The 26573-nt window shown below is 42.2% G+C and carries 8 protein-coding genes; all 8 read right to left on the reverse strand.

What is annotated here, in order from left to right; all coding sequences use genetic code 11:
- Positions 1-6 precede the first annotated feature (6 nt).
- The gene (locus J0J35_RS07065) at positions 7-1932 is read right to left on the reverse strand and encodes a beta-glucoside-specific PTS transporter subunit IIABC (RefSeq protein ID WP_206916325.1); all 1926 of its coding nucleotides are present in this window, start codon (positions 1930-1932) and stop codon (positions 7-9) included.
- Between the two features lie 80 nt (positions 1933-2012).
- The gene (locus J0J35_RS07070) at positions 2013-2852 is read right to left on the reverse strand and encodes a PRD domain-containing protein (RefSeq protein ID WP_206916336.1); all 840 of its coding nucleotides are present in this window, start codon (positions 2850-2852) and stop codon (positions 2013-2015) included.
- Positions 2853-3042: 190 nt separating this feature from the next.
- Positions 3043-3534, reverse strand: coding sequence for a YcjF family protein (locus J0J35_RS07075; protein WP_019292181.1), 492 nt, complete (start codon positions 3532-3534; stop codon positions 3043-3045).
- Between the two features lie 359 nt (positions 3535-3893).
- Positions 3894-4790 (reverse strand): class II fructose-bisphosphate aldolase, encoded by an 897-nt coding sequence (locus J0J35_RS07080; RefSeq protein ID WP_017370538.1) that lies wholly within the window; start codon positions 4788-4790, stop codon positions 3894-3896.
- A gap of 156 nt (positions 4791-4946) precedes the next feature.
- Entirely contained in the window at positions 4947-6887 is a 1941-nt protein-coding gene (gene thrS, locus J0J35_RS07085; RefSeq protein WP_017369132.1) for a threonine--tRNA ligase, read from the reverse strand.
- Positions 6888-7337: 450 nt separating this feature from the next.
- Complete coding sequence (locus J0J35_RS07090; RefSeq protein ID WP_206916339.1) at positions 7338-17846, reverse strand: YDG domain-containing protein; 10509 nt, start codon at positions 17844-17846, stop codon at positions 7338-7340.
- Positions 17847-18027: 181 nt separating this feature from the next.
- Positions 18028-18975, reverse strand: a complete 948-nt coding sequence (hemH, locus tag J0J35_RS07095) for a ferrochelatase (protein ID WP_206916343.1) — start codon at positions 18973-18975, stop codon at positions 18028-18030.
- A gap of 195 nt (positions 18976-19170) precedes the next feature.
- The gene (locus J0J35_RS11690) at positions 19171-26562 is read right to left on the reverse strand and encodes an LPXTG cell wall anchor domain-containing protein (RefSeq protein WP_242534011.1); all 7392 of its coding nucleotides are present in this window, start codon (positions 26560-26562) and stop codon (positions 19171-19173) included.
- Positions 26563-26573 lie beyond the last annotated feature (11 nt).

The following is a 26573-nucleotide window of genomic DNA, read 5'->3' on the forward strand; positions in this document are numbered from 1 at the left end:
CCTTTTTTATACCGGCTGAACGACCAAACCATCAGCTGTTTTTACAAGACCAGTTAATAACTCTTCTGCTTTATGAATAACTGTCTTGTCAGTTATTACAATATCTGAAAAATCACTGCTATTAGTTATAATAATCGGCACTTGTGTACTGAAACCTGCAGCTTCAATAGCTTCCATATCAAACTTCAACAATAAATCGCCTTTTTGAATCTTTTGTCCCTGTGAAACAAAGGATTCAAAATATTTTCCTTCTAACTGCACGGTATCAATGCCAACATGTATAAGGAGTTCTGTTCCTTGCTCTGAAATTAAACCAATAGCGTGTTTTGTAGGGAAAACAGTCATCACTTGTCCATCAAATGGGGCATAAACTTCACCAAGTGTTGGCTCAATTACTGCTCCTTTGCCCATCACACCCGCAGCAAAAGCTGCATCATTCGCTTCAGATAATGGAAGGACTTTGCCTTCTAAAGGAGTCGCAATATGTTCTTCGCCTACTGCTTGTGATACACGAGTTTGATTATTTGTTGTTTCTTTTGGTTGTTCTTCCTCTGAGTTTTCATCTTCAAAACCAAGAATCCATGTCAAGGCAAAACCTGCGATTACAGCAATGATTGCTAAAATAATCATCTTAACTGCTCCCGAAATATCACCATCTAAACTGATATTTGTTGTGAAACTAAAGACACCTAAGCCGCCCATTGTGTATCCTTTAATACCCATTCCCATAGCAAATGCACCAATAATACCACTTACCACACATGAAGCCCAGAAAGGACGTTTCTTTGGAAGTGTTAGCCCGTAGATTGCTGGCTCTGTTACGCCAAACCATCCTGAAATGAAAGCAGGGATTGCTAACTCACGTAATCGTTTATCTTTTGTTTTTACCATTACTGCTCCCACTGCACCAGTCTGAGCAAATGAAGCACCTGCTGCCGGAATAAGTAATGCAGTTGGTTCACCTTGTGCTAAAGAAATGATGGCAAAAGGAATAAGCGCCCAGTGCAAGCCAAACATAACCAAAATTTGCCACGTAAAGCCTAACACAAGTCCAAAGATAATTGGACTGAAACCTTGCAAGGCGAGAAGTCCTTTCCCTAAAGCATCAGAAGCAATATTCATGACTGGCCCAATAATGAGAAAACCTAAAGGAATTGCAATCAAAGCTGTAAAGAAAGGTGCTAAGAAAAGTTTCACCACGTCAGGGATAATTTTCTTGAGCTGTTGTTCAAGAAAGGCCGCAAAAGCTGTAATAGCGATAATAGGCATAACTGATGAACCATAACCTGCTGCTGGCACTGAAAATGGAATACCAAAGAAGTTTAGCCCTCCACTCTCAGCGAAAGTTTTTGTGACTGAACCATCCACAAATCCAGGATAAACCAAGGCTGCGGCAATCAGCATCCCGACAAATGGCGAGCCGTTAAATTTTTTCATCGCTGTATAGCCGATAAAAATTGGTAAGAACAAGAAAAGTCCATCGCCCATAGAATTAAGGACAGCATAGGTTGAAGAAGCTTGGAAGCTTGCTCCCAATGCAAAGGATAGAATCGCGTTCAACCCTTTAATCATACCTGCTGCCGCCAAGGGTGCTAAAATAGGCTGGAAAATTCCTGAAATCATTTCGACAAACTTATCGAAAATATTTCCCTTGGCTTTCGTCTGAGAAGAATCCATCTCTAGCTTACCGATAACATTATCTACATCAGCGCGGACATCAGGAACATGGTTCCCAATGACAACTTGGTACTGTCCACCAGCTTGCATGACAGTGACAACACCATTCATCTTCTTCAGTACTTCTGTCTTCGCGAGACTTTCGTCTTTTAACTTAAAACGTAGTCGCGTAATACAATTTGTCAATGAGAGGATGTTTTCTTTCCCTCCCACATTTGCTACAATGTCTTTTGCAAGAGCTTCATATTTGCCCATCACAAACCTCCATAATATAATATATTTTTAGAGGTCTCGCCAACTTAATGTCACGATCCATTTGTTACCAAAGTTTAGTTTTATTGGATTTTCTCCAAGATACGTGCCAAATGCACGGTCATGTAAATCTGTTCGCTTTCAGAGACTTCATAATTTCTTGTTTGATTTAAAAATTCGCTCACTTTACGTGTGCCAAGATAAGCATTGGGATATTTGCGCACAATAAGAGCAAAAAGTTCCTTGTCGGTTTCTTCTACTCTAGCACTACCTGCTAAAATCCGCTCAGTAAAGAATTTTAAATTTGTAATGAAGCGTTGGAAGTAAATATCTTGTTCATCAAAGGTGATTTTCAAAGTATACTTTAATGTCGTTAAAATTTCTTCCATAAGCTTGGTCAGCTGCATCGCATACTCATGACCAGTACCAAGTGTACCGTTAACGATATGCATCGTCAGAAAACCTGCTTCATCTTCTGGCAGCTCTACACCAAATTGTTCTTTGACCTTTTCCAATGCTTTCAAACAGATTTTGAACTCTTCTGGAAAGAAACGTTTAATATCCCAGAGCAGAAAATTCTTCACCGAGATGTTTTCTTCAGTACGCAAAAGCGCTGCATGAAGATGGTCCGCAAAAGCAACAAGCGTTGTATCTGAAACTTCCTTATCAAACTTAACTTTAACCTCGGATAAAGTCACCATCGAAAGCTCAATGATAGCACTCGGAATTTCGTTTAAAATCTCCGAAAAACTCTGTATATCTGAGCTGGCTTTTAAACCAAAAATCTTTTCGATTTTATCAACCTCAACTGCTTGACCTATTCTTTTCTTGAAACCAATACCAAGCCCCATAAGGATGATTTCTTCATTTCTGCTATTAATTGCTATGACCACATTATTGTTTAGGATTTTTCTGATTTCCACAATTCACCCCTCATTTCACAAAAATAGACCCTATCGCCCCTATGACAAAAATAGAGTACGATAAGGTCTAGCTTAACTTAATAATCACTATCCGTTTTTATGAAACCGCTTTTATATTAGTATACTGTATTATCAAAATCTTGTCAAGGATAAATTTTAAAATAAAAAAACTGCTAATGCCTAGCAGTTTTTATTTTTTTTGTTGAATTAAAGTTTTAAGTGTATCTGTCAGTATTCCTTCGAATTTTTCAGTATCTTTCGTAATATCGATGCCTTTTTCTAATGAAGCAGCTGCACTCCAGCCAATCGCTTCAGTGATTACCGCAGCTATCGAAGCATTGACCACACTACCTACACCTGGAATCAAAGTAGCCAATGATCTTCCTATATACGGAATCAATGTCACCCTTATAAAGTTTACGACAAATTTATCACTAAACTTCACATCATAAATATTATAAATATTTTTCAGCATCTTTAACTGAATAGGTACTAAAATTAAAGCATCCGCAATAGGTATCGGTAGAGCACCTACGCCCGCAGCAGTGATTGAGGCTCCGTGAATTGTTCTATGAACCTTAGAAGCTTTATCACTACTTATAGATTTTTTTACCGTTTGAGGTATTTGTCCGTTCATTTCTTTTGAAACTTCTATATTCTTACGTTTTTTTATTCCTATCATCTCTCCCCCTCATTTCTTCACTATTTATTGTCTGAGCTTCATCGATCTAAGTATCAGATTTATCCTGCAAATCGTATGTTCTTTGCTCTTCTTTAAGTTTAACATTTTCTTTCAAATTTTTGACTCAATCTGACTTCACTTACTTCCTACTCCTAAGTTCACACAAAAAAAGCTTGCCAAAAGCGACAAGCGTTCTTTTAATCATATTTCAAAAAACTGATTAATCTTGGTTTGCTCACAATCAGAGTTTGATTCGCAAATCAAAAACTATATTGGTTTGCTCACAATCAGAGATTGCTTCGCAAATCAAAAACTATATTTGTTTGCTCACAATCAGAGATTGCTTCGCAGAACAAGGCTTACGCCTTGTTTGCTGAACCGAAAACGTCGATACGTTCTTCAACTGATGCAGTGATTGCGTCGAAACCAGGTTTCAAGAATTTACGTGGGTCGAAGAGTTTTTTCTTCATGTATTCAGCTTCGTTAGCGTTAAATTCAACGACGAATTCACGAGTTGCTTTTGCAAATGCAAGTTGGCATTCTGTGTTTACGTTGATTTTAGCTACACCGTTAGCGATTGCTTCGCGGATTTGATCGTCAGGGATACCTGAACCACCGTGCAATACGATAGGAACATTTTTGCCCATAGCTTCAACGAGTGCTTCGTTCAATTTAGTCAAGTGATCGATGTGGAGACCTTTCCAGTTTTCTGGGTAAGGACCGTGGATGTTACCGATACCAGCCGCAAGGAAATCAACACCAAGTTTAGCCATTGCTACTGCATCTTCGATAGGAGCAAGTTCGCCTTCACCGACGATACCGTCTTCTTCACCACCGATAGAACCAACTTCACACTCAACTGAGATACCTTTAGCGTGAGCTTTTGTGATAACTTCTTCAGCAAGTTTAAGGTTTTCTTCGATTGGAAGGTGTGAACCGTCAAACATCAATGAAGAGTAACCAACTTCGATACATTCCAAAGCGTCATCAAAGTGACCGTGGTCAAGGTGAATAGCTACTGGTACAGTGATTCCCATTGATTCTACAAGAGTTTCAATGAGGAGTTTACACATTTTGTAACCACCCATGTATTTAGCAGCACCCATTGAAGTTTGGATAAGTACTGGAGTCTTTTTAGCTTCTGCTGCGCGCAAGATAGCTTGAGTCCATTCAAGGTTGTTTGTGTTGAAACCACCGATAGCGTAACCATTGTCACGAGCGGCTTGTACGAATTTTTCTGCTGAAACGATTGCCATTTCAAATTCCTCCGAATATTTTCTATTACTGTCTTAGTATAGCATTTTGTGAACTATTTTTCTAGTTATAAGTCGTGAATGCGCTTGTATTCTGGTTTTTTTAGAAAATAAAACCTATGGTAATGACAAATAAAAAGAGAGTTCCCTCTCTTTTTATTATTTAGTACGGCTGTAGTTAGCTACGTCTTCTTGAATATTTTCGATAAATTGATCCAAGCTAATAACTTCAGTATCTGTTGAACCATAACGGCGAATGTTTACAGTGCCATCTGCCATTTCTTGGTCACCCACAACGATTTGATAAGGAACTTTACGTGTTTGGGCTTGACGGATTTTATAACCCATTTTTTCATTTGATTCATCAACAACGATACGCAATCCTTTTTCTTGGAGACGTTTTTTGATTTCCCATGCGTAATCGGCATGAATTTCGTTGTTTACAGGAATGATGATTGCTTGAGTAGGTGCCAACCAAGTTGGGAACGCACCTTTATAAAGTTCAATCAAGTAAGCTGTAAAGCGTTCCAAAGTTGAAATTACACCGCGGTGAATCATAACTGGACGGTGTTTTTCACCATCTGCACCAACATATGTGATGTCAAAGTTTTCAGGGTTAAGGAAGTCCAGCTGGATAGTTGAAAGTGTTTCTTCATTACCTAAAGCTGTCTTAACTTGGATGTCCAATTTTGGTCCATAGAAGGCTGCTTCGCCTTCAGCTTCAACGTAGTCAAGATTCATATCATCCATTGTTGCTTTAAGCATACGTTGTGATTTTTCCCACATTGCATCGTCTGGGAAATATTTTTCTGTGTCTTCCGGGTCACGATATGACAAACGGAAGCTGTAATCGTCGATACCAAAATCACGGTACATTTCCATAATCAATTCAAGAATTTTTCCAAATTCTTCTTGGATTTGATCAGGTGTCACAAATGTGTGACCATCATTCAGTTGCATCACACGTACACGTTGAAGACCTGAAAGTGCGCCTGATTTTTCATAACGGTGCATTGTACCGAACTCAGCGATACGGATAGGTAATTCGCGGTAGCTGTGTACGTGGTGTTTATAGATAGCAATGTGCGATGGGCAGTTCATTGGACGAAGCTCCATTTGCTCGCCATCACCCATATCCATTGGTGGGAACATGTCTTCATGATAATGTTGCCAGTGTCCTGATTGTTTATAAATATCCAAGTTCATCAAGTTTGGTGTGTTAACGTGCAAGTAGCCTGCAGCGATTTCACGGTCTTCTACGAAACGTTGGATTGTACGGCGAATAGTTGCTCCATCTGGAAGCCAGTAAGCTGTACCTGCTCCCAAAGAAGCTTCATTGAAGAAGAGATCTAACTCACGACCGAGCTTACGGTGATCACGTTCTTTCGCTTCTTCACGCATTCTCAAGTTTTCTTCGAGGTCTTCTTTATTAAACCAAGCAGTACCGTAAACACGTTGCATCATCGCGTTATCACTATTTCCACGCCAGTAAGCTCCTGCCACATTAAGCAATTTGAAGAATTTAATAAAGCCAGTTGATGGCACATGTGGGCCACGGCAAAGATCTGTGTATTCGCCTTGACTATAGATTGTCAAGCCGCCTTCATCTTCATTGTGTTCTTCGATAAGCTCAAGCTTATAAGGATCACCAGCAAAGATTTCTTTCGCTTCTTCTTTGCTTACTTCTTTACGAATTGAAGGGAAATTTTCTTTGGAGATACGACGCATTTCTGCTTCGATTTTTTCCAAATCATCGTTTGAAATTTGTCCTTCTTCATTATCAGTATCGTAGTAGAAACCATTTTCAATAGCTGGACCTACACCAAGGTGAATATTTGGAAAATGACGACGTGCTGCTTGAGCAAATAAGTGAGCTGCAGAGTGACGAAGTAAACCAAAAGCATCTTCATGATCCGGTGTTACAATTTCAAAAGTTGCATCTTCTTTGATTGGACGGGTCACGTCAATAAGTTTGCCGTTGACTTTACCAGCCAAGGCTTTTTTAGCCAAACCAGGTGAGATTGATTTCGCAATTTCAAGTGTTGAGATGCCTGCCTCAAATTCTTTGACAGCACCATCTGGGAAAGTGATTTTAATCATATAAGCCTCCAATTTTTTTGTTAACATATTTTAGTTTTGGGGATGAGCACTGAGGAAATAAAAAAACGCAGATCAACTCCCTCTAAAGGACGCGATCTGCGTGTTACCACCTTCTTAATTTTTTCGGCATAAAAAGCTTCAAAAATATCTCATCTTTGACGTAACGTGTCAGCCACGCTTTCTGTTCTCAGAAAGAATTATCAGAGTGGTATCTTTAGCAATCACAATACGAGTTCGCACCACACACTCGCTCTCTTGGAAAGAATTGGTTAAAGACTTGTCTCTAATGACCATTTTAGGATTTTCTTTATCTTTTGTCAAGTCCTTTTGAGTAAGTTTTTTGATTTTTTAGAAAATAATCTTTATTTTTTCTTTGGGTTTCCTTTTAATTAACTGAAAACCTTAAAATACACTTACCAAAAAGAACAATGATGCTTTTATATAGTAAATCTACTTTCTTCTTTTTCCGCCGTCTGTGCCTCGCTTACGTCGTTTTTTAGCCAGATATATGGCACTAGCACTTAAAGTTAAACCTAAAGTTCCTATAGCTATTGCGGAATCACCAAGTGCAGGAATTCTTTCCCGAGATAGAGTAGGTACTGACGTTCTAACACTTAAAGCTTCTGTGATAGGGCCTTGGTAGTGATTCCGTGTCTCAATAGATTGAGCAAAGATGTAGTAAGTTGTATCTGCTTCCAAACCTTCAAAGTCACGTCCTTCTTGCCAGATTTCTGGATTTTCGCTATAACTTTCAATTCTACTCATATCGGGCGAATCGCTAATTGTATAAACAATCGTGAAGTCATTATCTGCTTCACGTAACACGCTCATTTCTGGTGGTGCTGGTGTATTATCTTGCAGAATATTTGCAGGTTGAACACGTATCGCAGTCTCTCCTCTACTTTCTACTGCTAAACTTAAATCCGGACCAGGCGCCTGACTAATCCTTGTCACAATATTTGGCAGCTCTCCAACGAGTTGATAGTTGCCACTTTCTGCACCTCTTAAGCCAAATTCAATATTATGTTCGAGGAGACCAGCGGTATATTGCGGTTGAATATTGGCATTTGCATCGGGCAGTCCATTAACCGTTTGCTGACCAATGAAGTTGGACAGAGATTTTGCCACATCATCATGTAAAACTTCATTAGGTGTGCCATCTTCAGCTCCAATATGCATGATTGCCAAATTCGGATCATCAGGATCAACACCTTCAATCATGGCAGTAAAGTTATGTGGTCCATTGTCTAAAGAAACATAAATGTGGTGTTCTTCTAAATTACCGTTAAAATCTGCTGTACGGTCAAAGACCTTTCGCATCTCAATCTGTCCATTAAACTGAATCGGACGTGGACGTATTACGGCTGGCTCAAATTCTGGTTCTAATGCGCTAAATCTTGGCAATGCAAATGCTTGTGGTCCTGAGGCAGCAACAATCTCATAGTTCTCAGCCATATCTCCCTGAATAGACCAGTCGCCAATGGCTTGAACTGCTTGGGCAATAACCTGCCCTTGTGTATCACTGTGGACATTAAAGTCGACAAAGCTTGCGCCCCCTTTATTTACAATGACTTCTTCTTGGTCAATCATCAAGATACCAGCTCGTCCATCATTTCGTCCTATGAGTTCGATTTCATCATTGACTATGACTGCTGTACGAGTTCGGTCATAATACTTATCCTCTACTTGAAGTTGATTCCAATGAATCTGTCTTGGCGTAATTTCTCCACTAAAAAGATGTTGTGTCAGATATTCCAGCGCCTTATCCGTCAGAATAAAGTCTTGGCTATTCGCTAACCTTAGATTTTCCACAAGAATAGTGTTAGTTTGAACCGCTTCCGTATGACGATGAGCAAAATGAACATCATCGACTTCAAGCACAAGGGCTTGGCTTTCTGTTTCAGACCAAAGATAGAGCAAACTACTTGATAAGTGGTCAAGATAAAATGAACTAAGGATAATTTCAGTTCCATCATACTCACGGCTCAAATCAATTGTTTGCATACTTGTCCAAGTTTGAAGATTCCTTATCGGTGTTTCCACCTCTACATCCTCCCCATGATTTTCCTCATCTGGTAAAGGGATAATTATGGGTTCATCTTCTCCAGTGCCAAGTACAATCGGCGTAATGGCTGCACGACTTAGAGTTGGCTGAATAATTGGTTCCACTGCCTGCAAATCCAGTTCTTCCCCATCTTCATCCACCAAACGGTAGTTCAAGCTCCAAGTGCCTTGAGGACTACTATCCAAGATTGTCCACCATTGGTCGGGCATAATCGATACTATCTTGTTTGCCCCTATCTCTGCCGATTCAAATTCAATGAGGCCTTCATTCCAAGTCACATAAGGCTTGTCAACCTCCACTAGAGCAACTTGCTCCCCTGCTGATGAACCAGCATAGATAAGCTTGGGATGCTCTGAATCCTTAAACTGAGCTGACCTGTTACGGTCATAAACTTTATCTGCAACCTGTCCCTGACTCCAAGCCACTAGACGTGGCTCAATTACTGCTTCAAAGATGGAGCTAAGATTAAAGTTTTCTGCTAAGACCAAGTTGTCCTCCGTCAGAAGAGCTTCCAGACTTGCAAGAGCGACTTCTGTATTACCAATAAGCAACTCGGAACCTACATCTGCCTGAGCGAAGGATAATCCCCAAAGGCTAATATCCAGTTCTTGAAGTATACCATCTTTATCTCGATAGCTGGGTGCAATCACGTGTTTGTTCAAATCAATTTCGACTTGACCGTCATATTCCTTACTTACGCCTCCTTTGCTTTCAAGAATCGCCCATTGTTCCAAATCCTCCCAATTTTGAAGTTGGGCTGGTGTAATTTCAAAGCTCAAGAGCGGTTCTGCAAGTAGTTTATAGTTTGCTGCTTGCTCACCTTCCAGAATAGTCCAACCTTGTCCTTCAACGTTGTCATAAAGTCCAACATTTATGGCATCATCTGGCCAAGTCGCCTGATTAACTCCAGCATCTGGAAGCAAGACCTCATCCCCTGCAATGATGCCTTCTAGCTCTGGACGTCCTTGATTATGTAAATATTCTAAGCCAAAATCTGAAAAACTAAGTGCATTACCTGTAAAAGTATGGCTTCCCAAGCTCCCTGTACTAATCGTTAATTCTCTAGCTGTGATTCGACCTGTGAAGAGAGAATGAATATCAAATTCTGAAGTTAAGCGAATAAGTCCAGACCCAAAAACTTCATCAATGTAGTCTTGTAACTGCTGAATAATCTCTTCTGCTTCCACACTGATAAGATTAACGGCTATGTTGTCACCTACATTTGCTTGGGCAAATTGAAGAAGCCATTCCTCGATATCGACCTCTATGGTCTGGGAAGTTTCTGTCACAGTCAGCTGTGGCGCACTAATCTGAATATCATCTACACCGATAATGCTTACTGTACGGTCATAAACCTTTTCGACATGACCAGAGTTCGCCAATCCCATCTGAATCAGCTCGTCCCAGTTTTCGATATCTTTCTCACCAATAGTAATCAAGAAAGTAGGCTGATTCTCGACAGCGAAATTACGTTGGTCATAAATACTGCCTGCAATCCACCAATCTAGTCCTGTAATGACATACTGACCAGAATTTTTAGGGTCTGTCCAGCTTGCAGGATCAATATCGCGCTCAAGCAACTGCGGACGAGGTGCCTCATGCCATTCCGCTCTGCTTTGTGGTACCAAGACTGGCCGGTCTTCCGCATGGAAATTAGTCCGTCCAACCAGCGGAGGGAGAGTGACTAATTTCCAGTCATCATTTTCAAAGTTTGAAAAATAGTAGGAATTTCCAGTATAAGCGCGAGGCATAAATATACCTTGCCCAGCCTGTAAAACTCTCGGCTCAATGCTTCCTTCAAAAAGGCGACTTTCTATCCAATCAAGGGCTGCGTCAGTCAGTCTAACATTAAGATTATCTTCATGATTTGCCAAACCTTCTATGACAATGCTTCTCTCCTCGTTTTGGTCAGGTACATGACGCTCATCGAAGTTCACCGTTGCTGCTGTGAGCGATACTTTCACATCATCTGCCTCATCAAAAGTGACAATGATGATTTCAGAGAGAAGAGTAAGGAAGTCCTTAAAATCAGCATCTGACTTCGTCCCTTGATAAACTTCTGTAGTACCATCATACTGACGTGTCACATCTATGACATCTGTCCAAAGTTCAGAGATATCTCGCTCCTCTGGATTATCCGTTCCCTTTTCACCAATCCACAAAGGTGTAATGGCTCCTGCATGTATCTGAGGATTTAAGACTGCATCTTCAGCAACTTCTGTATTATCCGTATTGACCAAGATATAGTTTGACCAACGTTGACCTAAAACTGTCCAATCTTCTGTGATATGAACTGTTTTTTCAGCTCTACTTCCAACATTAGGATTATCAAACTCAACTTGACCTGCTTGCACAGAAATATCATCTCGTGTGTCGCCAACACTCACGATAGCATCACCTGTTAAACCTACTGGACGAGTGAGTTCTGGCATATCGCCTTCGATATTGGCTACTGTCGTGCCATCATAAACTTTATCTGCAACTTGTGCCTCTGTCCATGTCACTCTTCGCTGACGAATCGTCCCTACAGAATTTTCCTCAAAGGATGCTTTTACAGCTGCGTAGAAATTGCTCAGTGCTGGTTCACCGAAAACATGAGAATCATCAACAATCTCAATACCACCAGCTGCAATAGTTAGTGCTTTTTCCTCTCCAGCATCTGGATTATCAAAACTTACATCTCTAACGCGAACTTGAATGGTTTCTATATCTTCACTATTGCCATCAAAATATACAAGCACATCATAGATATCTTCTACCAATCCAGCATCTCTTGTACCATCGTATTCTCGCTCAACTACAAGTAAAGCAAGTTCTTGCGATTCGACAAAATAGATGTTGCTTCCAGTAATGGATGCTGGCGCAAATGTAGGTACTTCATCAGGCAGCAAGTAATTATCAGCTGCAGCTGCACCATCTACAATCCAGGAATCTGGCGCTTCAAAGTCAAAAGCAATCATCCATTCTCCAATCTGATCTGTAGGAACATTCCCATCCATGAAGGTCAGGTTAGAGAAAATTTGGATTAATTCTTGGTCTGTGAATACTTCAAATTCTTTCTCATCTAAGGCTAAGATTCCCTGTAATCGTGGGACTAGAAGTTGGTCATCCGTATCTCGTGCAACAGTCGTTCCGGTATCTCCTACTGCAAAAGGTCGGCTAGCAGCTGTGCCTTGTGACCAAGTCAAAGGACGCGGCATGATTTCCCCCTCATAAAAGTCTTGTTGCTCTAAAAGGAAATTGACAGCTTCTTCGACAAATTCCATAACTTCATAGTTATAACCATCTGTCCCCATATTACTGGCAGACCATAAAAGCAATCCATCAACAATAATATGACGTGGCGAATAACCACCGCCAAAGCCACCAGCATTTTTTTCACTGAATCTTGCTCCATCATAATCATAGAAGATTTCAAGCCAAAGCCCTTCACCATCATTCCAGTCTGGATTAACATTGATTTCAATGACTGCCCAGTCATCTTCTCTCAGTTCAGCTGGTGCATCTACAGTTCCATCGTATTCTTTTTCCAGCCAACCCGGAATGATATGTACCTGCCCATTTTCGACTATTTCTTTGTCCATGACAAAAGGATCAATCTTACCGAGATAAAGTTCAAAAGGCCCTTCTTCTCCGCTTGCCTTAAAAGTAGGTGCTTCAAAGATTGTTGGTCGAATTATTGGTAAATTCAATGCCCCCAAAGGTAAAACTTGCTGGATATTAAAATTGGCCAAAAAGTCTTCACTGAAACTGATATTAGAATTATCTGGATGAACATCAGAAATCAAAATCTGCTTATTAAAGACATATTTGAATACATGTTCCATATAAGCTTCGTAATCATCCCACTGTTCTGGATCAAAGTTCCCTATCAGCTCTGGCTTGTCCGCATCAGTGTCCCACCAATGTGTCACATCAAGGTCGGGGGCAACACCTTCGTGGAAGTAAGTAAAACTTTCTTCATCAAAATGAATACCGACAACGATAGGCGTATCAATAACTTCATATATGCCTACTTGCTGAGTTTCAACAATGACTGGTCGCGTCTTACTCAAGATAAATTCAGCCCTCTCTTCAATAAAGTCAAAAGCTGTAATTGTTCCATCAAAAGCCTTTCGCACGCGCCCTTGACGTAGCTCTTGGATATCTTCCGCCAGATTATCAATTTCTAACTCATAAATATCGGCGACTTCAAAGAGCGGCTGGATAAAGCTAAAGTCAATTCCATCAACATTTTCTACCTCTACATTAGCTAAGATACCCCGCTCCAGTGCTTGACGTGCCAGCCTTGGATTTTCCATAAACTGTGTGAGTGGCTCAGCCGTATTAACGAAGACATAGTTATGAACACCTTTTGTAGCGCCTATCTCATCAGCTTCCAATCGCTCAATTTTCCAGATGCTGTGTCTGTCTTCGTTAGGATTATAATGACGTGCTGCCCGGACATCTTTATTCAGACCGACGGACGGATCTGTAAATTCCGCCCAGCCTGACACAGGTTTTATCCCATCTCCCTCGATAAGCGCTGGACCTGTAAGATGCTGCAAGACAGGCTCTTGCAAGAGAACTTCCTCCGTATCTGAAATACTGTAAACGAAAGCTGTTGTATCATACTCACGGGAGCCGACTTGTCCTGTAGACCAGAAAATTTGACGGGGGATAATCTGGGCCCGTTCTATATCACGTGCTTCTGGGCTATTGGACACCCAGCGATGAGCAAAGGCGGCATAGTTTCGGAAGTCAGCCATGAAATTCTGTGTGCCTTGCGACTCGCCTGCATAGTCTGCCCAGCCTAATTGATAAGCTGTATATACGATAGCTTGCTCTAAGGTCCAATCTGGACTTAACTCAGGCGCTTGAACCAGTTCTCCATTCACATCTTTGACCATACGGTCAAAAGTCTGCGCTGCAAAGTCTGGATTTGTCATCGGTCCGAAAAGGTTCATCTTCGATAAATTAAGGATGCGGTTACGGACAAGTTGTGCAGCTGGAGTAGCTCCATCACCGATGGTAAAGTTAATCAGAGCCTCAAAGTTCCATTTGAGAAACTCATCTTCTTCGCCTCCAGGATTAGGCTCATCGTATTCATTTCCCCAATCTTCCATCTCAGCACCATGTGGCTCCCAAAGAATGGCATTAGCTCCCGCGTTAATGTCTGGATTTGCACCATCGCTGCTAAAGTGCGTATTCCAAATATTCAGGTCAAATTGAATAAAGTTCTCCGTATTAAAATCTTCTTCGATATATCCTGATTCAGCTGTATCCATGATGATTCTAAGTTGCGGCATACGATCAATCTCCGCGACAGATGTGCCATCATATTCACGGCTCTTAATAGTTCCCGGAATAATCCTGATATTCTCTGGCTGAATAACCTGTCCAACAATAGCTGTCGGTGCCCAAGTAGCATGATTAGCCCAACCTTCTGTCGCTAAGTCTGGCTCCCCTTCAAGAATATAGTTGGATAAAATCTGCTCTTTTTCTGGCTGACTATCGATGTCTAAAAACGGCTGATAAGCACTCACATCCCATACAATCGAGCGTGTACCTGATTCAGGAGAATCATAAGCCAGTCCAGTTTCTAAAACGCTGATTGTATTACCATGTCCATCCGTTACCTCTACAAACTGAGGTCCAGTACTAGCAGAACCACCAAAATCAAAATGGTCAGCTGAGAAGAGCTCTTCAAAAATTTGCCCCTCCTCTTTAACAAATCCCGTTAAAGATGGCCAAACGATGGCATTAAAATGCTCCTCCAAGATATAAGCTGTACCATCATAAGTTTTGATAGGTACTGTACCCTGTACCCAGCGAAGTGGCGCAGGAGTAATCACACCATCTTCAAAGAGCTGGTTTTGTTCCTCATAAACACGAATCTGCTGGACAAGAATCTCTAAGTTGACATCATCTACAGCAGGATGGCGAAAAGCACTGATATCGAAAGGCACATGATCGACAACTTGCTTATCCTCCCCAACATTGGCATCCGTATATTCTACCTTATCAGAGTCAATATAAACTGTAAAGATAGGCATATCATCACTCTCATCTAGATAGATATTCAGCTGTGGTCTGCGGTCAACCTCAGCAAAAGGTGTACCATCGTAAACTCTCGGAACAGTCGTCCCCAAACTCATGTCAAAATGAACAGCGCTCATATCGATAGACTGAATCTCTGCTGTAAAGTCCGGGGCTGCCAAGGTATAGTTTTCCGCACGGTTTCCTGTCAGACTGAATTGCTGGTCAAAGATAAGCGCCTGTTCTTCCACTTCATGACCATAAAGGTATGTACCAACAGCCGAATCGCCAAACTCTGGATTGCCGTAATATAGGACAAGGGCATTTTCATCTTGACTAAGAACTCCTGTCAGAGAGGGAGAGGTCTCCCAAGTCGCCACTGTCGTTCCGTCCCAGATACGACTGGCTACCTGTCCATCAATAGCAATTTCGCGAGGTGTGACAAACAATCCTCCTGATGACCACTGACGGGCTTGCTCTACTCTCAAAATTGCACGCACGGCATACTGTCCGACAATGATATCATGATCATCGTCAATCTCTAAGATAATGCGCACGTCACCACCTGCTACATTTTCATAAGTCAGATGAATCCCATCATCATAGATAAGATTTAGGTCTATCAGTTCAAAACTAAAATCCTGTAGACCAATATTAGCTCCGTCACCCATCTCCGAAATATCAAAAATTTCACTAGCATAAAAGACATAACGATGCCCATTATAGACTTGATGAGTAATCGAGCCAATCAAATAATAAAGAAAGGGAACAGCTGGGGTTTCACTTCCCAAGCCGAGTAGTGGAAAAGAGACACTGCCAATATCATCCCCCCACACCCAAGGATTGGCATTAAACGTCCAGCTAGTCTTTCTTGAAGATTGGGGATTATATTGCCCGCCTCCTGCTGGTGGTACAGATTCTCCTACTGATGGGGCACCATAGGTCACACGCCACATGAGTTGACGGGCTGTTTGGACACCGCCATGAATGCCGGAAGGATCATTGAAGGTACCACCACCTGTAATATTATTGGAAAACTGGAAACCTTCCCAACGCCAGTTATTGCTGTAATTCATGTTGGATGTATTCCCAACAATAGCACCAGCACCTGCTGCGCCTACTCCGGAGCTCAAAGCCCCGATAACGAAACAGTCGGTTACGCGGAAGTTCCCACTTCCTTGAATATTTCCGCCTGTGATACCACCAATCGCTGTATTGCCACTAACCTTATTTGAACTGTAAGAGTTGCTCACGCTTGAACCTTTTGAGCCGCCCCCTACAAGACCACCGATAAAGGCATTGTTTGTTCCGCCAGCAGCACGGGTAATATTTTCACCTGTAGCATAAGAATTTATCACACTCATGTTTTCTGCCAAACGCCCAACAAGTCCACCAATAGCTTGTCCTGTAGCACTGGTACTGTAAACCGAAGGCATTGCACCATTATCCAGAGTCAAAGTCCAACTTGTGGAGACATTAGCTCCAGCAACTCCTACTAAACCGCCAATATTACTGGCTCCGCCTTGAACGGAAACAACAGCATAAGTCCATGTGATTGTTGCTCCAGCTTCAGCACGACCAACGAGACCACCAACATCAGAGCCTGTCGCAATGATAATGCTCTGTGTGTCCGTCGCAATCAAAGGGTTATTTTCCCCAACATGAGAAAGTGTAATCGGTGCAGTCGCATCACCAACTAAACCACCAACACGATTACGGCCTGTTACATCTCCTAAAGCACGACTCATGTATTCTGATGTGCGACCTGTTTCCGTTGTTGCTGTACCTGTGATCCGTCCATTCGACTCACCGACTAAACCACCGACCGAGTCTAAACCAGTAACCTTAGTATCCGTCCAGCAGTCTGTCAAAGTTGCAAACTCTGTAAAGCCAAAGAGTCCGCCTGTAAAACTACTTCCCGTCACAGAGCTGGTAAAAGGACGTCCTGCAACTATTCCTTCATTTGTCGAATTGCCATTTGAAAAAGAAACATTGGTGATTTGTGATGCGCGTGCTGTGCCAGCACGTACTTGTGCCCCTGCAATACCACCGACATTTTCTCCCGACGACCTCACTTCACTTACTGTCACATGGATATCGAATAAATCTCCTGCCACTTGCCCAGCTAGAACACCGACCGAGTGCGTACTAAGCCCTGTTCCCTGAACGCTTGCATTTTCAATGTTAAGATTACGAATCACACTGCCGACAGTTGTTGAGCGAAAGAGTCCTAAAAAGTTGGCTGAACTGGATATATTAAAGTTACGAATACTATGCCCATTTCCATTCAAAGAGCCCTCAAAATCTGGAAAAGGCAAGATTTGTTCCCCTAAAAAGTCAAGGTCTGCAATAAGCTCAAAATAATAACCAGCTGTCGTATACTCGCGCAAGTTTTCTAGCTGTTCCAGACTTCCTATCTGGAAAGGATTATCAGTTGTTCCAATCCCTGTCCAAGGAACAGCCAGAGGTTGAAAACCAGAAGCTTGAATAACAGGAACACGAGGGAGGTCCAGATTTCTATTGGTTCTAACTTCTGGCTCTTGCTCGTCAATTTCTTCTTCCTCATCATGATCTGCTTCAGAATCATCTACCGTATCGGACCCAGATTCTCCCTCATCTTCTTTCTTAGCAGCCTCCTCAAGGGCGCGTTCTTCTTCCTCTTCTTCGAGACGACGCGCAGCAGCAGCTTCGATATTATAAATATGCGTTTGGTTGTAATTTTCGATGTGAGTTTGGACCAGCTCAATCCTTGGACTATTGCTCGTGCTGTGGGCTTGAACTGCTACGGGAGCCGCTTCTGCCAACAGGAGAGTACTAAGCATCAGCGCTTGAATGACTCTCATTTTATAATTTTTAGGTTTCTTATAGGTAGGCATAAATTCTCCTTTTATTTTCATTAACAAAAGCTCATATATTTATCATTTTATAACAATATATTACTTTTAAAAAACAATTTATGACTTTAGGGTTAAAAAATAAAGAAACACTGAACGTTTAAATGTTATAAAGAAAAAAACGCTCAAACTTAGTGCTTTATTGTACTAAGTTTGAACGTTTTTATTTTTTCTCTGCAATCTCTTTGACAAGCTCAGCAAAAGCCATATCTTCATTAAACGGTGAGACATAGACATACTTTTCACCACCATTTTCAAGGAAGTATTCTTTATTTTCTTCTTCAAGCTCTTCAATCGTTTCTAAACAATCTACCACGAAGCCAGGCGCAACGATAAGAATTTTTTTGATACCTTGTCCAGGAAGTTGCTTCAAAGTATCATCGGTTGCGGGGGTTAACCATTCGGCAGGACCAAATTTCGACTGATAGGTTTGATAATGCGGAAAATCACCAAGCTCTTCCATAATTAAACGTGTCGTTTCCGTGCATTCTTCTGGATAAGTGTCGCCATCCGTTACATAAGAAAGCGGAATACCATGATAAGAAAAGACTACAGCTTCAATGTCCTCTTCATTTGCAAGGGTTTCTTTTATCTTCTCAGCAAAATATTTGATATAGAGAGGTTCTTTATAAAAAGAGCGTATAAACTTTAAATCCACAATATGATCTTTTTTCAAAAAGAAGTTCATGACACTATCAAAGACCGAACCTACTGTTGTCCCTGAATATTGTGGATACATAGGAAGAACCGTTAACTCCTCCACACCTTTACTCAAGAGACTTTCCAGACTACTTTCAATACTCGGTTCACTGTAGGACATCCCCATAGCTACTTCAACATCAGGACAGATTTCCTGCAGATTTTTTTCCTGAGCTGCTGTGTAGGTAAGCAGTGGAAACTCGCCATCTTTGACAATCTTTTCGTAAAGCTTAGCTGATTTTTTCGGACGAGTATTAAGAATAACTCCGTTGAGAAGCGGTTGCCAGAGTAAGGGATGTGTCTTAATCACGCGCCGATCAGACAAAAATTTCTTTAGGTATTTTCTTAGTGCTTGGGGCGATGTATTCTCGGGTGTACCAAGATTAACTAAGAGGATGCCTCTTTTTTTCATACGATATATGTCTCCTGTATTTTCTAAAATTCAACGGACAATACAATTATCCTGCTTTCTATTTTACCTAAATTTCATAAGTTATTCATTAATATTTTGAGAAAATCTATGACTTAAGGCAAAATGAGCAAAAAAAAAAAAACGAGAAAATCCGTAAATCTTCTCGTTTTGAAATTTTCTTTTCAAGAATAGAGCTTACTCTTTTTTATTCTTTTTTCGTAAAATGGCTGCACTGGCTAGAGCTGCTAAGCCAAGGATACCAAGTCCAGAGGCAACCATATCTCCTGTCCTTGGTAATTCTGTTCTTTCATCTACCTTCCTACCAGGAATTGGACTTGGAACTGTATCTGGTGTTGGTACTGGAGTTGGTGCTGGCTCTGGTGTTGGCGTTGGTCTTGGAGTCGGAACTCTTTCTCCCAAAGTCACAACAGCAAGCCCCTCACTAACCTCCCCTTCATAACGATTATGGTGCTCTGCTTGACGCGCAAAGAGGTAGTACTCTGTAGCCGGTATCAGACCTGTGAATGTTGTTGACTGTTGCCAATCCTCTGCGCTTATGTCTTCTGGATTATCCGTTCTTGAAATTGCATATTCAATCCGATACGGTCCTGGATCAAAGTCTTGGACTGAAGTAAAGAGATAGACTGAGCTTACCATTCCTGTTTCTGCATTTCTAAAAGCAAATGGTTCAAAGACGAATGGCATAATATCTTCTTGTAAAGGTTGTACCGCAATAGTCGAAGGCAAAAGCTCAATTTCCCTTTGACCAATACGGTCTACCCGTGGCTCTGTTACTGGCAAACCTTGAGCTCTCGTAATACGGCCGATAGTTTCAACATCATCATCAAAAACGTACTCATAGTTGCGGTTAGGATTTCCCTCATCATCACGTAGTTCCACAAGAACATCTGTTCTGAGGATTTCATTGCCTTGCGCATCAACAAAAACTAACTCATCCTCTGCAACGTGAGGCTGTCCATTTTCCAAACGTGACATTTGATTGATAAAAGTTATGGTTAGATAATAATCACCGATAACATCAGTAGGTTGGCCTGTTTCCACATCTACCCATTTTTCTGAATCATCGAAACCAGCTTCCATACCATACTCGTAAGATTTATCTTCTGCCATGAAGTAGTAGTCATAGTTGAAGACACGTTCCGCTATTTTTCGTCCGTTAAAGCTGAGTCGGACAGGAGTAATTCTTCCTGTGAACAAGAGCTCTTCAAGCTGTTCTAACTGTTCAGCTGATAGCCCTACTCTCTCATGATTAAAGGTACTGATGCTTGTGACAATATCTCTATCTATAACCCCCTCATTGTCGTAGGCCACATTCTTATCTTGGAAGCGAACTTGGAGACCTGTCAAGTTTTCTAGTGAGAATGTTGTTTCCACGCCTTCCTCATTGCGCAGGGCAAAGAGAGGTTCTTCTTCCATGTCATCTTGTAAGTTAATCTGATCATGACCGTTATATCGGCGTTCAATACGCCCTGCCTTAACATAGAGGATATTCACTTCCATCTCATCTGGATTTTCTGGCATTGGCCGTACATCTAGAACTGATACTGGCGTAATATTGGCTGGGGCAAAGCTTGGTTGGAGGAAAATTCCTGGCTGCTCATCGTCTCCAAAACTATAGTTTGAGAGTGGGTGATTCACAGCATCAGCTGTTGTCCAACCCCAGTCACCATCTGCAAGAACTGGGATGTCTTCGCCTACATCTGACTGAGTAAATTTCGCTCCTCCTTCTGCTACCATAATCATATCATAGTCGCGTTCAACAATAGCCCTTCCGCTCGGATGTTCCAAGTAAGGAAACTGGAGAATCGCATAAACATCATAAGTATCGTCCCATTCCTTATCAGCAACTTGGCCTTCTGTCCAAGAAAGTTGACGAGGAGTAATCTCTGCTCTTTCAAATAATGGAGCCACCCGCTGTTCCCACTCTATACTGAAAGTGTGGAAAGCTTGACTTGTCGGAAGAATGCCCTCGCGCACCGTTATCGGAGATAGGAGCTGATAGTTGCCTGAATATCTGCCCGAAATGCCCCATTCTCTCTGACTTGCTTGGACATCTTGACTGGACACATTACCGGCACCATCAAAGCGAACATTGACATGTGTAAAGTGCGCTGTACCTGTATGGATATTCACACCCGCTTTATCAATCGCCAAGATAGGTAAGCTTGGCATAAGCGAGATCTTTGCTGCTTCCGTCCCATCATATTCACGGCTATGGACCTGTCCTTGTGTCCAGCGAATTGGTAAAGGACTGATATCTCCCGTCAGTAAGTTGACAGACATCCAAGCTTTCAAATCGCTATGCAAGCTTACATTGCGGGAATCCAGATAGAAACCGGCAATGCTCACCTGTTTACCCCGACCTGCATGACGATCCGCAAAGCGAATCTCATAGTTTTCGCCAAAGCGGATCGGAATAATTTCCTCAGTCTCTAGAATTTCAATCCCAATTTCTGGGAAGAACTTGATACTTTCCCCAGCATGGTCTGGATCTGGTTCCTCTGGAACGAGCCAGTCCGCACCACCATTGTACATCTGATGAATCCTTCGAGGTCCAACAAAGGAAATATCTTCTTGACGCAACTCCCAAGGTGTAATTCGCCCTATGAAGAGTAAGTCTTGAAGTCTGCTTATTTGTATTGGAGAAAGTTGAACGTGATTATGGCTAAAGCTCCCAATCCTTGTGACGAGTGGTTTGTCAACAACTTCTCCATTGTCATAAGCAACATCTTTGTCTTGAAAATGAACGTTAAGATTATCCAAGTTATCTAGTGAAAGCGAGATAGGCTGACCTTGTGCATTCCGCAAGTAAAAGTCTGTCGCTTTCGCAATGTCCTCTGTAAGATCTATACGAGCATTACCCGTATACTGCCGTTCAATATATCCTGAGCGGATGTAAAGAACGTTATCGACCATATCCTCCGGGTCTTCTGGCATAGGTTCTACACCTATGACCGAGACTTGCGTGATATTGGCTGCTCTAAAGTCTGGTTGTGGTACTATTCCTGTATGTGCTGCACCTTCAAAGATGTAATTGCTCAGTGGGTGTTGGTCTGGTTCGTCTGTCAGCAAGTCCCATCTATCATCTGAAATTACAGGGATGTCTTCGCCTGCTGCGCTAGCAGTAAACTGCGCCCAGCCTTCTTCTACCCTAATCGCCGCTCTGTCCCGTGCAACAATAACTTCTTCAAGTCTTGATCCTGCACGTGCTAAGTCTGGCATAGTTCGAACGCGGTGTACCTCAGGAGTGCCATCCCACTCCTTATCAAACACTTGACCTTCTGTCCATTGGATACGGCGTGGAGTGATGTAGGCTTCTCGATAGGCTAAAATATCGTTCATAATATATTCCTGAACTTTACCAATATTTTCAAAGTAATATTCATATACCTCATCAAAGAGAATTTCGTTTAAATCAAGTTCATTAGTACCCGCATGTACCTGCTTAAAGTGAAGATTTTTTGCAAGGTAAGGAATTTCAAGTTCAGTGCCATCGTCAAGAAAAATATCGGCTACCCATCCATTATGTATGATATCGTTCGTGCCATTATATTCTCGTCCGTCGATAGTAAAATTTGAATTCACTGATGTTATCGTCCCTATATCATATGGGAGGATTGATGCTTGAGTCGGAAGAAGCTTTTGCACCCTATAATTTCCTTCATATATCGAATCGCTAAACTCATGTCTCAAACCAATCTCTATATACCAGTCAAATGTATAAAGTCCTGGAAGTTCACTTTCAAATTCAAGAGTATCCAAAAGATGCTTGTCATAAATACGTCTCACCTGATTGTCTATAACGTCATGCCCATATGCTGAGGCAGTTAAGGTTGGTAGAGTAATCTCCCCTATGATGTCAACTGTACCATTATACCGTCGTGAAGGTATGCGTCCATTTTCCCAGCGTAGAATACGTGGTGTGATTTCCCCTGCAAAAAGGCTAGTGAAATCAAAATTATCAGCAAGTACTTGGTTTGGTCCGAGTAAGTCGTTTAACTGCGCACGAACCAATTCAGGATCTCCAATGGTCAGATACTTTGCCCCAAGCACATGAGGAGAGTTAAAGGACAGATCCCAATTGCTAATATCCAAGTCTACGGTATTCAAGCGCGGAAGCCTAATAATATCGTCTTCTGAGAAATACATCGTATTATCAAAGAGTCTCCTTGCCAAGCCTGCTTGTGCGCCAGCTATTTGCTCAGGATCCCAAGCGGTTACTTTGCCAGCAACTATCTCCCACTCAAGTTCAGCAGCATCGAGCAGACGGTAGTTGCTTGCCCCGTCGCCTGTAATGTCCCAGATGTCATCTAAAGCGGTGCTTGCTGTACCTCTCTGCGTGTTATTATTGTGTATAAGTCCACCTATAACAGCATTTACTCTACCCTCCTCTAACTCTTGGACTAATAAGGCTTGTTTGGTGTTATTTACCGTGCTTAGACTTGGAAGAATCATATCTGGCTCAATTTTCCTGCCCGTATAGCTATGGCTTACGCTTGGATCTGCTAATGCTAGACCTGTAAACTGAACCTCTAGCGGATGAATCACTGCATCAGCGAAAGCGGGCTGCATACGCTCTGCTGTAAAGAATTCTGGCATTGCGAAGACAGACTGGCCAAAAAGCTGGTTGGGCAAGTCAAAGTCGACAGTTCCTATTTCTTCTCCTTCTAGCGGTCGCGCGACCAGCTCATAGTTAGACGCATATAAACCGCCAGCGATAAACCAGTCACCAAGGGTACGGACAGACTGGCCAGTAACATCACCGTAGGTATCAAAGACAACATTTTCAGATGAAAATTCAGCTGAACCTGTTTGCAGTATTACACGCTCGGCTCCTTCTTTATCTATGTCAGCAATTCCGAAAGCTCCTGTAGCTTCGGGAGCTGGAAGAAGTTGCACTTCACCTTTGATAGTAGCTGAAACCTTTCCATCGTAATCCTTGTCCCCCACTTGGCCCAAGCCCCAGAAAACTTGACGTGGTGTAATCTCGCCATAGAAAAGCTTATCGCGCAAGTACTCACGTAATTCTGGTGACAGCTGGACAGGCGATTCAACTGAGTTTTGCACCCCGAGACGTTGTAAACCAAAGTCGGACGTGACACGCACTGGAACAAATCCATCCGTCACGTGTCGGCTGTCAAAATAAAGCTCATCAAAGGCATCATAGAAGACAAAGCGGTAGCGGTTATTCTCAGCTAGCCCCTCGATTTTTTCAATAATAAGCGGTGTGAGAGAACTATAATCATAGATATTTGTAGCGTTATATTGACGGCTAATTTCGCCACGGTCAAAGATAAGACGTCCAATATCTTCAACTTCTAAAGTCAAAGGGTTGATAGTAGCTCGCGCAAATTCAGGAGAGTTGCTAATCTTATAGTTGGGCAGGTTAGCACCTGAAATCTGGTCACGACGATTCAGCATGGAATCATTAAAGTCAAAACCTTCAATCCACCACTCTCCAGGCAGACTGCTGGCAAACTGTAGACGATTTTCCAAGTCGCCAAAATCCCATGCGATAGTATTGCTATCCCCCTCAACAAAGCCTGTCAACTCAGGCGCTACAATGCCTGTCACAGCGGTCGTACCATCATATTCCCTACTATCAACGTGACCTACTGTCCAACTGACTTCCTTCTGGTTAATATTTGTATCAACGAAAAGTCCGCCCTGCTCCGCTAAAGTCTGGATTGCCTTCTCAATTTGTACACGGTAGTCCGCCAAGAAAGCTGGTAGGTCTTCTGTGCTAAAAAGATCCTCTATCCCAGCCGTAATGTCTAAGCTCTTATAAACATAGGGTTGCACCACAATCTTGTGACGCCCTACGTGGGAGTTAGCAAATTTCAAATCATCACGGCCAATAACCAAGGTGGCGGTAGCAAAGCGTACTTCTCCTACACCGGCAGGATTTGGTCCCTTGATGGCAAACTCAAAGGTATATTCTTCTTGACCATCCACGACAAGCTTGGTATTATCAAAGGTCTTATCTGGCACTCCTTGAAGATCATCGATAATCGTTGGGGTAAAACCAGTGGTCGCCAGAGTGATTGTCCCGTCATAAAGTCCATTGGCTTGTGCGGACTGTGTCAGGATACTCTGCGTCAGCTCAGAGAGAAGTTCCTCACTGAGTGTTTGTGGCAAATCTTGGGCTGCTTCACGCACGGCTGCATGAACGGCTGGAGAGTGATTATGCCCCTCGATATGAACAAAGGAAGCAGACAAGCCCGCGCGATTATGACGTAAGATTTCCTTAGGAAGTTGTACTTCGAATTTCTCAACCTTCGGAAGTCGGTGGCCATTCGCCATCTCAATCTCAAAGTCCAGAGAGATATGCCGAGAAATATTCTGGACGGTCCGTGTACCATCAAAAGGACGTTCAGGGACTAAACCTCGATTAATCTGGATATTTTGAAGCGCTACAGGAACGTTTTCATGAACTTGTGCCTCGTAGAAAAGACCTGTGCCCGTGAAGGCGGATTCCAAGGCAGCAATGTCTACCTCATATTGCATATCTACAAGTTGTCTTTGCTGGGTAAGTTCCAGCACCAAGTCAGCAGCTATACTTTCCCAATCAACTGCTCCATAGTTAATTTGTGCTGGCCCAACATAGTCAGTACTGTCAAAAACAATAGCTGCTATTTTATCCCTAAAATAAAAATTCCCCGTAAATCCTAAATCACCCAAGTCCAAGTGTGGCCATTTGATAACATAATCAACCGGAACGTCATCACCGACAAACTTGTCAGTTACTCGACCCAAACGAATATCTTCCTTTGCGAAAACTATGGGGAAGAAAGGGTTTGGGCGGAGCTGCCCACCAATAAGGCGAATGGACTCCTCACTCTTTCCTGTGTTCCGGCCATAAGCACTTATCTGGCCATATGTCTCAGGATTTACTCCTCGTAAAGTAAGAAAACTCCTATCTCCTCCATCATGAGTATAATCTCCAGCTAACATGATTTCAGAAAGTTCATCTCCCACTCCTATTTTAAATTCTATATCCTCAAATTGACCCACTCCAATATTAAAAGTTTTATCTGGATCATCTACTTCAGGAAAATTTCTTGAAAATTCAATCCGAACTTCGTCTTTCTCTACCCACTGTACGCTGTAGATTGTTCCAAGAGGCCAATTGTCCCTGTTTCTCCAGTCATTCCATGGCATGTTCAGAGGCACAATCCCCACATAAGCATCACTGGCCTCAAACTGAGTCAATTCCCCTTCAGAAAAACGTGGTGCCTCAAAGTTTTGTGGCGCTTCAAAAGTAGCTGGAGTTTCGGAAATTTCCTGTATCTCCAGTTCTTCTAGCACCTCAGCTTCTTTTTCTTCTTCATACATTGCTTCAGCAGGTGTTTCTGGCAAGACAACGTCTGCGATTTCCTGCTCAGGCATTTCGACAACTTGTTCGATACCGGGCACTTCTTCATCATGTCGGCCCCGGATGAGTGTAGCTACAGGTGCACCTTTGGACATTACAAGTGGCAACATTGCAGCGACAGTGCCTGCTTTTTTAAGTCGCGCACGGCGTATGGCTTGCTTCTTTGCTTTGATTACTTTTCTTTCTGTCATATATTCTTCTC

This window comes from Lactococcus sp. LG606 (assembly GCF_017309645.1).
GTDB classification, from domain to species: Bacteria; Bacillota; Bacilli; order Lactobacillales; family Streptococcaceae; genus Lactococcus; species Lactococcus petauri.

Bases quoted from the DNA above. Each gene is read 5' to 3' on its own strand.
- J0J35_RS07080 (WP_017370538.1), bottom strand. From the start codon at position 4,790: ATGGCAATCGTTTCAGCAGAAAAATTCGTACAAGCCGCTCGTGACAAT.
- thrS (WP_017369132.1), bottom strand. From the start codon at position 6,887: ATGATTAAAATCACTTTCCCAGATGGTGCTGTCAAAGAATTTGAGGCA.
- J0J35_RS07065 (WP_206916325.1), bottom strand. From the start codon at position 1,932: ATGGGCAAATATGAAGCTCTTGCAAAAGACATTGTAGCAAATGTGGGA.
- J0J35_RS11690 (WP_242534011.1), bottom strand. From the start codon at position 26,562: ATGACAGAAAGAAAAGTAATCAAAGCAAAGAAGCAAGCCATACGCCGT.
- J0J35_RS07090 (WP_206916339.1), bottom strand. From the start codon at position 17,846: ATGCCTACCTATAAGAAACCTAAAAATTATAAAATGAGAGTCATTCAA.
- hemH (WP_206916343.1), bottom strand. From the start codon at position 18,975: ATGAAAAAAAGAGGCATCCTCTTAGTTAATCTTGGTACACCCGAGAAT.
- J0J35_RS07075 (WP_019292181.1), bottom strand. From the start codon at position 3,534: ATGATAGGAATAAAAAAACGTAAGAATATAGAAGTTTCAAAAGAAATG.